At 34.2% G+C, this 9,487-nt stretch carries 2 protein-coding genes; both read left to right on the forward strand.

Annotation, left to right across the window (positions count from 1 at the left end):
- Positions 1 to 89 precede the first annotated feature (89 nt).
- A complete protein-coding gene (locus tag ACN0QX_RS14240; protein WP_417197907.1) occupies positions 90 to 6,356 on the forward strand; it encodes a LamG-like jellyroll fold domain-containing protein in 6,267 nt (2,088 codons plus the stop codon).
- A gap of 16 nt (positions 6,357 to 6,372) precedes the next feature.
- A complete protein-coding gene (locus ACN0QX_RS14245; RefSeq protein WP_417197909.1) occupies positions 6,373 to 9,252 on the forward strand; it encodes a PQQ-dependent sugar dehydrogenase in 2,880 nt (959 codons plus the stop codon).
- The last annotated feature ends 235 nt before the right edge of the window (positions 9,253 to 9,487 follow it).

A 9,487-nucleotide genomic window follows, 5' to 3' on the forward strand; every position in this document is an offset into this window, starting at 1 on the left:
CAATTTCATAGTAAATGTAGTACAAAAAGTGCATTACGTGGATTTTTTTACTACTTTCGACGAGCAAAATTGTTAAATACTAACTAAAAATGAAAAAAAATTACTACTCCTTTTTACTATTAGTTTTTTGTGTCTTTTTAATAAGTAATAGGATGTTTTCTCAAACTACTATTGCTAAGAATGAATTTTTAGGGCCTTCTGGGCTTATAGCAAATAATTATGATACTGCAGCTGGAACATTGACCCCTAATGATAATTGGGGTTTTTTTGTGACTGCATTTAATGGTAGTATAGATATTGTAAACGACGTTGTTTTATCAGCTCCTAACAGTTTGAAAATTCGAGATTGGTGGGATAATAATGAACAAGTTGAGTTTGATGATTTTGATGTAGCTGGGTATACAGATATAGAGTTTTCTATAGATTACGCTTCAACAAATAGTAACTTTAATAGTCAGTTATGGATTCAGTATGCTTATAATGGTGGAGCTTGGGAGACAGCCCAGTTGCTTATTGATGTTAATGTTAATAGATCATTTGCTGATGGCGCTTTTACTTTGCCTATGAATGATGGCGCTGGACCAGGTCAAGACGGAGTGACGTCATTTAAGTTTAAGGTTTATAATACCGGTTATCAAGGATCAGATGAGTTTTATATAGATGATGTTTACTTAAGAGGTACGCCGCCGCCGCCGCCTGTTGCAGTTTGTCAAGATATTGTTGTTGATTTAGATGCGTTTGGAAATGTATCTATATTAGCAAGTCAACTAGATAATGGATCAACAGTATCGATAGGTTCTCCAATATTAAGTATTGATAAAGAAGATTTTACTTGTGATGATGTAGGAGATAATACAGTAGTTCTTTCTGTTCAGGATTCAACAGGTCAGACAGATACATGTGTAGCAACTGTAACCGTAAACGCTTATTCTGGAGCAATGATAGCTCCGGTTGTAGATGATGTTGTGGCTTATTGTGAATATGCCGCACCAACACCAAGCAGTTTAAATTATAAGTGTGAAAACATTGTTCCCACTCCAGGCGGACCAACCACATTTAGTACTCCAGGAAATTACTCTATTATTTGGACATACACAGGTTCTGATGATTCGGTAACTGTAACACAAAATATTACATTAAATGCGCAAGCTGCCCCATCAAATGTTACTGTAAACAATATAGAAGGTGATAATGTTCAAGTAAATTGGGACAATCAATTCGGAACATCATATTATGATATTAGATATAGACTAGTAGGAGAAGTAAGTTGGATTTCTGATGTTAGCCCAACAAACACATATAATATTACAGGACTGTTACAGTTGTCAGATTACGAATTTCAAGTAGGAAGCGTTTGTGGAGGTTCTACGATTTGGGCTTCAGTTCAAACATTTAAAACAGGAACCTATAATTATTGCACACCGGCCAATACTTCAAATGGAAGTCATTACATAACAAATTTTAGTATTACAGGGGAAGATACAACTGGAATAAATAATAATAGTTTAGATGATGGCGGATATGCAGATTATACAGATCTTTCGCCAAACCCAATCCTTAAATTATATAAAGGGAATAGTTATACTGCATCAATTTCTGTAAATGGGGGTAACTCTGGATGGGCAATTTATATTGATTTAAATCAAGATGGTGTTTTTAATAATACTGCAAATGACGAAGCTAATCCAGAAGGTGAATTTTTTGACCTTTTACCAGGAGAAGTTGGAGAAGGATTAAGTGATATTCCTATTAATATTCCAGATGACGCCATATCAGGAACAACGCTTATGCGTGTAGGAGCAAGAAGATATTGGTCTTCTAATAATGCTTGTGGAAACACAGATGGGCAACCAGAAGAGATTGAAGATTATGCTGTAAATATTTCTTTAGATCCTAATGCACCAGCTAGAATACGTGTTTCTGGTGGAGGAAATTACATTGCAGGAGATGCTAGTAATACGCCAATATTGACAGACTTTACCGATTTTGGATCTATAAACATAGGAGAATCAACAACGAGAACTTATACGGTTTCAAATTCAGGATCTCAACCTTTAGTTATAAGTGATATTATATTGTCAAATACTACAGATTTTTCTATTGTAGGAACGCCGTATACTTCACCTGTTGCACCAGGAGGAACAACAACTTTTACAGTTCAGTTTTATGCAGATGTAGCAGATATGCTTACAAAAACAGGGACTATAACAATAGAAAGTAATGGAGAAAACTATGATTCATCACCGTTTTTTGTCTATAATATTTCAGCATCTAAAGAGCAAAAATTTTATGATAGTGATGGTGACGGTATCTTTGATAATGTAGATATAGATGATGATAACGATGGAATTCCAGATGATTTTGAAGAAAACTCATGTAACCTATCTCAAGTTTCTATAAAAGCAAATTATAAATTTTTAAATGAAACCTTTGGTGCTGGTGTCGGTAGAAGTTCAGATATAAGTACCCTTTATGATGCCACAACAACATACTGTTTAGAAGACGGAGATGATACTGATGGTGATGTAAACTCAACAGAATGTCCTAATGTAGAGAACGCGAGTTTATATGACGGAGAATATACAGTACACAGTTTTATAACATCAGGAGTAAATGGAGAACCAATAGATGCAAATAATGCCATAGCAGATTTTGCATGGTATGCTTGGGCTCCTATAGAAGACCATACTCCAGGTGATACAAACGGTAGAATGGCCATATTTAATGCCGATGTAGAACCAGGTGTTTTTTATGAAACAACAATTACAGGAACCATTCCTAATGTACCAATAACCTATAGTTTCTGGGCTGTTAATATAGATAATAAAGATAGTGCCTTTAGTTCAGGGGAATTAGACCCAGTAACAGGAAGCAGAATAAAGCCAAATGTAACAGTAAGGTTTTTAAGAACAGATTATAGTACTGTAATCGCTTCTTTTTCAACAGGAGATATTACCAGATGTGAAAGCGGAAATGATTGTGATGTGTCTGAATGGAAATATTATGAGCCGGCACCTATAATAACTTCAGAAACAACATTTATAGTGCAGTTCATTAATAATTCTCCAGGAGGAAATGGAAATGATCTAGCTCTTGATGATATTAACATAGAGCAAACACTATGTGATATGGATCATGATGGTGTTGCAGATGTCTTTGATTTAGATAGTGATAACGATGGTATTCCTGATGTTGTTGAAGCAGGGTTTGCTGGTTATAGTAATGGTAAAGCAAAAATAGATGTTGCTTGGGTAGATGTAAATAAAAACGGAATGTTAGATGCTCTAGAAGGTCTTGTTATCCCAGATACTGATGGCGATGGCGTTCCAGATTATTTAGATTTAGATAGTGATAATGATGGTTTATTTGATGTTGATGAATCAGGAGCACAAAATGCTAACAACTTATATCCAAACTTTATAAACGGTGATGGTGATATTACTGGAGATGGTGTTGGAGATGGACCAGAATCTGAATCTTTTAGAATAAAAGATACAGACGGTGATTCGGTTGTTGAATATTACGGAGACGGAATTCTTGATGTCTATGACTATTATTCAGACTATACAGAAGGTGCTAATTTTAATGACGCTTATGGTAACGATTCTCAAGGTGTTATGTATGCTTCTACAGGGTACACTTTAGATACTGATGGTGATAATATACCAGATTATTTAGATGTATATAATGACCTTACAGGAATTTATGATATACACACTACAATATACACAGGATTAGATGCTGATAACGATGGTATTATTGATGATGTGGTTGATACAGATGGTGATGGCGTAGTAGACTGTAGAGATGGTAATGATAATGTTTTTGGTTCTCCTAGAGATTTAAACGAGAGTTATAGTCTATATTTTGATGGTCGAAATGATTATGTTGAAGATGATAACGTTATTCAAAATAGCGAGTCAACTATCATGGCTTTTATTAAAAAAGATGTTGGGAACAATATTTCAAATACATCTCAACGCATAGCCGGACAAGACGAATTTTACTTGAGAGTTAATACAGATAATACTGTTGATGCAGTAGCAAATGGTGTTGTAGTTAGTTCTGCAGCAATTCAAGATAACGTGTGGACACACATAGCAGCAACTACTGTATCAGGAAACACAACACTTTATATAAATGGTGTGTTAGAGCAAAATAATACATCAGGAGGATTATCCTCACCAACAACCAAGTTTAGAATAGGGTCTACATTAGCAAACACCCAGTATTTTAAAGGAGAAATAGAAGAGGTTCGTGTATTTAATAGAGCGTTAGATTCTGTTGAAGTAAAGCGTATGGTGTATCAAGAGTTAGATGATACAGCAAATTTTGATAAAGGAAAAATAACGCCAAATAATATAGGCGCATTAAATGCTAATTTAATCAGGTATTATAAAATGGATGGCTATCAAGATGATATTCTTGACGATAAAAAAACAAACCCTACAGAATTAGATACTCTTGTGGGAGCCAAATTATACAATATAAAAGATATTTATTTTCAAACGGCACCATTACCTTATGTAACAGAAAACGATGGTGATTGGACTACGGCAAATACTTGGTTACATGGAGATATTTGGGATATAACAACAAAGGCAAACAACCCTTACGATGCTTCAATCATTCACGTAAAACATAATTTAAATGTTTCAGAAACTCAAGGTACAGTTGGTTTATTAGTAGATGAAGATAAGGAGTTTTCTATCAAAAATGATAAAGGACTTTATAACAGTTGGTATTTAAAATTAGACGGTTTTATTGATCTGGAAGGAGAGTCTCAATTAGTGCAAACCAAAGAGAGTGAGTTATTTACAGGAGCTTCTTCAAAATTAGAACGAGACCAACAAGGAACCGTAAATTTATATACCTATAATTATTGGTCTTCACCAGTTCATACAAGTGCTTCTGGAGCTCCAGTTGATGGTTCTGAAAACTTCTCTATAGAAGATGTTTTAAGAGATGGATCAGATCCAGAAAACCCTGCTTCAATAAGTTTTGTTGGCGGATATAATGGCTCAACATCGCCTATGGAAATAGCAGATTATTGGCTGTGGAAGTTTGATAATTATTTAGATGATAATTATTCAGACTGGCAACCATTAACTAGTAGTTCAAGAATAGATGTAGGTGTTGGTTACACTATGAAAGGAACAGCAACAGGACCAGAAACAGACGAGCAAAACTATGTTTTCACTGGAAAACCAAATAGCGGTACTATAAAACTAGAAATTTCATCAGGAAACGATTATTTGGTAGGAAATCCGTATCCGTCATCAATAGACGGTTATGAGTTTATTTTAGATAATGAAAATATTATAACAGGAACACTTTATTTTTGGGAGCATTACGGTGGAAATTCACATGTTTTAGCCGAGTATCAAGGAGGTTACGGACTTTATAATTTATCTGGTGGCGTACCTGCAATAGCAGATTTAGATGTTCAACAAGCATCACCAGATCCAGATGTAGATCAAGGTGGTTCTTCAACAAAAATACCAAGACGTTATATTCCGGTTTCTCAAGGGTTTTTTGTAGTTGCTCAAGACGGTGGTGATATCACATTTGAAAACGATCAGCGAGCATTCGTTAAAGAGAATTTAGATAATGCAAATTCTTGGTTTTTTAGACAAAATGCGTCTTCACAGCAGCAAAGTACAAACGAAATAGCTTTACAAGACGATAGGTCAAAATTCAGAATAGGGTTTAAATCTCCGGAAAATTATCAAAGACAACTATTACTTACCATAGATCAAAATGCAACAACAGATATAGATTGGGGATTTGACGGTGAGTCGAATGAAGAAAATATTGAAGATATGTTTTGGGATATTAATCAGCGAGACTTTATTATTCAAGGTATTGGAGATGTTAACGAAAACACAATCTTGCCTCTAACAGTAAAAACAGCTAATGGTGGCTTTGTTGAAATAAAAATTGATAGTCTACAAAATGTTAATACTGATTTAGAAATATACCTTAATGACGGAGAAATATATCATGATTTAAGAGCTTCTGAATATGTTGTAAATGTTGCTCCTGGAGTCGTTACAGATAGATTTAAAATTACTTTTTCAAATCCAGCATTATTATCAGTTGATGACGTTTTAAACAATAACAATATGGTTGTGTTTTATAGTGATAATTCACAATCAATCGAGGTTTATAATAAGAAAAACGAAGCAATAAAATCAATTGAGATAATCAATATTTTAGGTCAGAAAGTAAATAGTTATGATGTGAATTCTAATGATAGGTTAGTCTCTATTCCGGTATCACTACAAACAGGAGTTTACATTTTTAACATAAACACAGAAAACGCAACAATAACTAAAAAAATCCCAATTAACTAAATCCAATCAAAAAAAAATGAAACAAAAATTATTCTCAATAACTTTTGTACTAGTTACAATGTTATCATTTTCTCAACCAGCAACAAATGATACATCTAAATGGACTGTAACTAACATCACATCAAACAACGCATTCAACTATCCGTGGGAGCTAACATATATGCCAGGAGATAAACTATGGCTTACAGAACGTGTTGGAGAAAAAATATCAAGTTTTAACATAAATACAGGTGTTATACAAGAGATGATAGATTTGAGTTCTAAAGTTGCAAACTCAACTCAAGGAGGTCTTTTAGGAATGGCAATACACCCAGATTTATATAACAATATATCTACTACAACAAACAATTATGTGTATGCAGCTTATACTTATGAAGATTCAGGCTTTAGGTTGCGAATAGTACGTTTGGTTTACAATGAACTTACAAATCAATTAACTGAAGATACTTCTTTAAATCCTAACGGAACAATACTAGAAGGCTTACCAGGAAGTGGTGATCATAATTCAGGAAGGCTAATTATAGGGCCAGACATGAAATTATACTACACCGTAGGAGATCAAGGTGCTAATCAGTTTGGGTATTCTTGTAACCCTATACTTTCTCAAGTTTTACCAACATCATCAACAGATTATGCAAATTATGCAGGTAAAACATTACGAATAAATTTAAACGGAACAATTCCAGCTGACAACCCTGTTTTTAATGGAGTTCAAAGTCACGTTTATACCTATGGTCATAGAAACTCTCAAGGAATTATTTTTGCTAATGACGGAACGCTTTATGCGTCAGAACAAGGTCCGAAAACGGATGATGAAATCAATGTTATAAAAAGCGGAAAAAATTATGGATGGCCTGAAATAGCAGGTTATTATGATAACTGGGCTTATACTTATTGTAATTGGTCTTCATTAGGAGGTGCTTGTAACTCAAATGATTTTAGTGATCATAACTGCCCTTCAGGAGCAGAAACTGCTACCGAGTTTGAATCATATCCTTCAGGAGCACCTGCAGATTTTCAACCTCCAATCGGAACCTATGGTAGTTCAATTGAATCAGATCCTGCTGGCGGTTGGGGAACTTGGCCAACGCCTGCTGTTTCTAGTATAGATATTCACGAAACAGGAAATATTCCTGGCTGGGGACGTTCTCTTTTAATTCCTTCATTAAAAAAAGGAACCATATACAGAGCTAAACTAACTCCAGACGGACAAGATATTGTAAATGATGAATATGAAGAATTTCATTCGTCTATAGATAGATATAGAGATTTAGCAATTTCTCCTGACGGATTAACTATTTATGCTATTACTGATAATGGCGGAGGAACATCAGGACCTTCTTCTGATAATGTTGTGACTAACTTAAGTAATCCTGGGTTGATTGTAAAAATTCAATATACAGGATCTCAAGTGGTAAATGGACCAGCAGCTAATTGCCAAGATACTACTGTAACATTAGATGCAACAGGAAATGCTACTATCACCGCAAATGATATAGATAATGGTTCAACAGGAGGAAATGCAGGAATTGATTCTATAACTATTGATAGGGCTACATTTACCTGTGAAGATACTTCTGAAGCTCAAGAAGTTTGGCTAACGGTAACTGATAACGATGGAAATGAAAGCAGATGTACAGCTATGGTAACTGTTCAGCCAAATTCAAACCCTGATCCAATTGTGGCTCCGGTACTTGATGATATAGTTTCAAACTGTGCTATCACAGTTGAAGCTCCAGTGATAATGTCTAATGGTTGTCAAGAAATCACTGCAACAACAACTGATGATGTAACTTTTAATAGTGGAGAAAGCGGAACAATAACTTGGTCATTTAACGATAATGGTAATATTGTAACATCAAATCAAAATGTAACAGTAAATGCGCTTCAAACGCCAATTAATGTTGTTGCTTCAGCAGGAGCAACTTCAGCAATTGTAAGTTGGGATGAAATAGAAGATGTGACTTTTGAAGTTCGTTATAGAAAATTATCAGATTTTACATGGACAACAGTTGTCGCAACAACAAACAGTATAGAGTTAACAGGTTTAGATTTATTAACAGATTATGAAGTACAAGTAAGAACAGATTGTGGTCTTGCTCAATCGTCTTATAGTAGTTCAACGTATTTCACAACAACAGATATAAATTACTGTGATGCTTATGGAATTGTTAATGGTGATAATCATCACATAACAAGAGTGATGCTAGAAGATATTAATAATCCTTCATCTGGTTCAACTTATTCAGATTATACAGGTGGAACAGCAGCAATATTAGAAGCAAGTGAATCTTACACAATTACTATAGAAAAATCTACGCCGCCAGATAGTTGGAAAACAGCAGGTTTTTCAGTGTGGATAGATTATAACATTGATGGTGATTTTGATGATGATGGAGAGCGTATTGCAGGAACAAACGGTGGAGATAATTTATCGGCATATAACCAAACATCAAGAAGCTTTAGTTTTACGTTACCTTCAGCCATAGTTGCTGGAACTACTAGAATGCGTGTGTCTATGATGCAATATTATACGCCAGGACAACCTTGTGGCATTGTTAATAATGATGGGAATTCATCTGAAGTTGAAGATTATAAAATAACTTTAATAGACAACACATTAACAACTCAAAATGTTGAGGCTTTAAATTTTGCAATATATCCTAACCCTATAAAGAATATGGTTACAGTAAAGTTGCCTTCTAATTATAGTTACAGTAATTTAAATGTAAAACTGTATGATATGCAAGGCAGAGTTATTAAAGAAAAACAAGTAAATAAATCTCAATATGAGATTTCATTTAATGATTTACAAGATTTAAATGCAGGTTTTTATTTTATTAGAATAAGCAGCGAAAATGAGGTTTTAGTATCAAAAAAACTCATAAAAGTATAAGCTATCATAAGTAGTAAAAAAAGAAAGCCTTTGAAAATTTTCAAAGGCTTTCTTTTTTCAAAAGTTAAAGCAGACTTATTTCCTTAAAAATCATTAATTTCGCACGTCGAAACGAATTAATGATATAATGAGTAAGAAATTCCCTGAATATAAAGGTCTTGACTTACCAAAAGTTGCTGAAGAAATTGGCAATTATTGGCAAGAAAATAACGTATTTGAAAAAAGTGTAACCACA

The sequence above is a fragment of the Bizionia sp. genome (genome assembly GCF_048259285.1).
Taxonomy (GTDB): domain Bacteria; phylum Bacteroidota; class Bacteroidia; order Flavobacteriales; family Flavobacteriaceae; genus Algorimicrobium; species Algorimicrobium hallyeonense.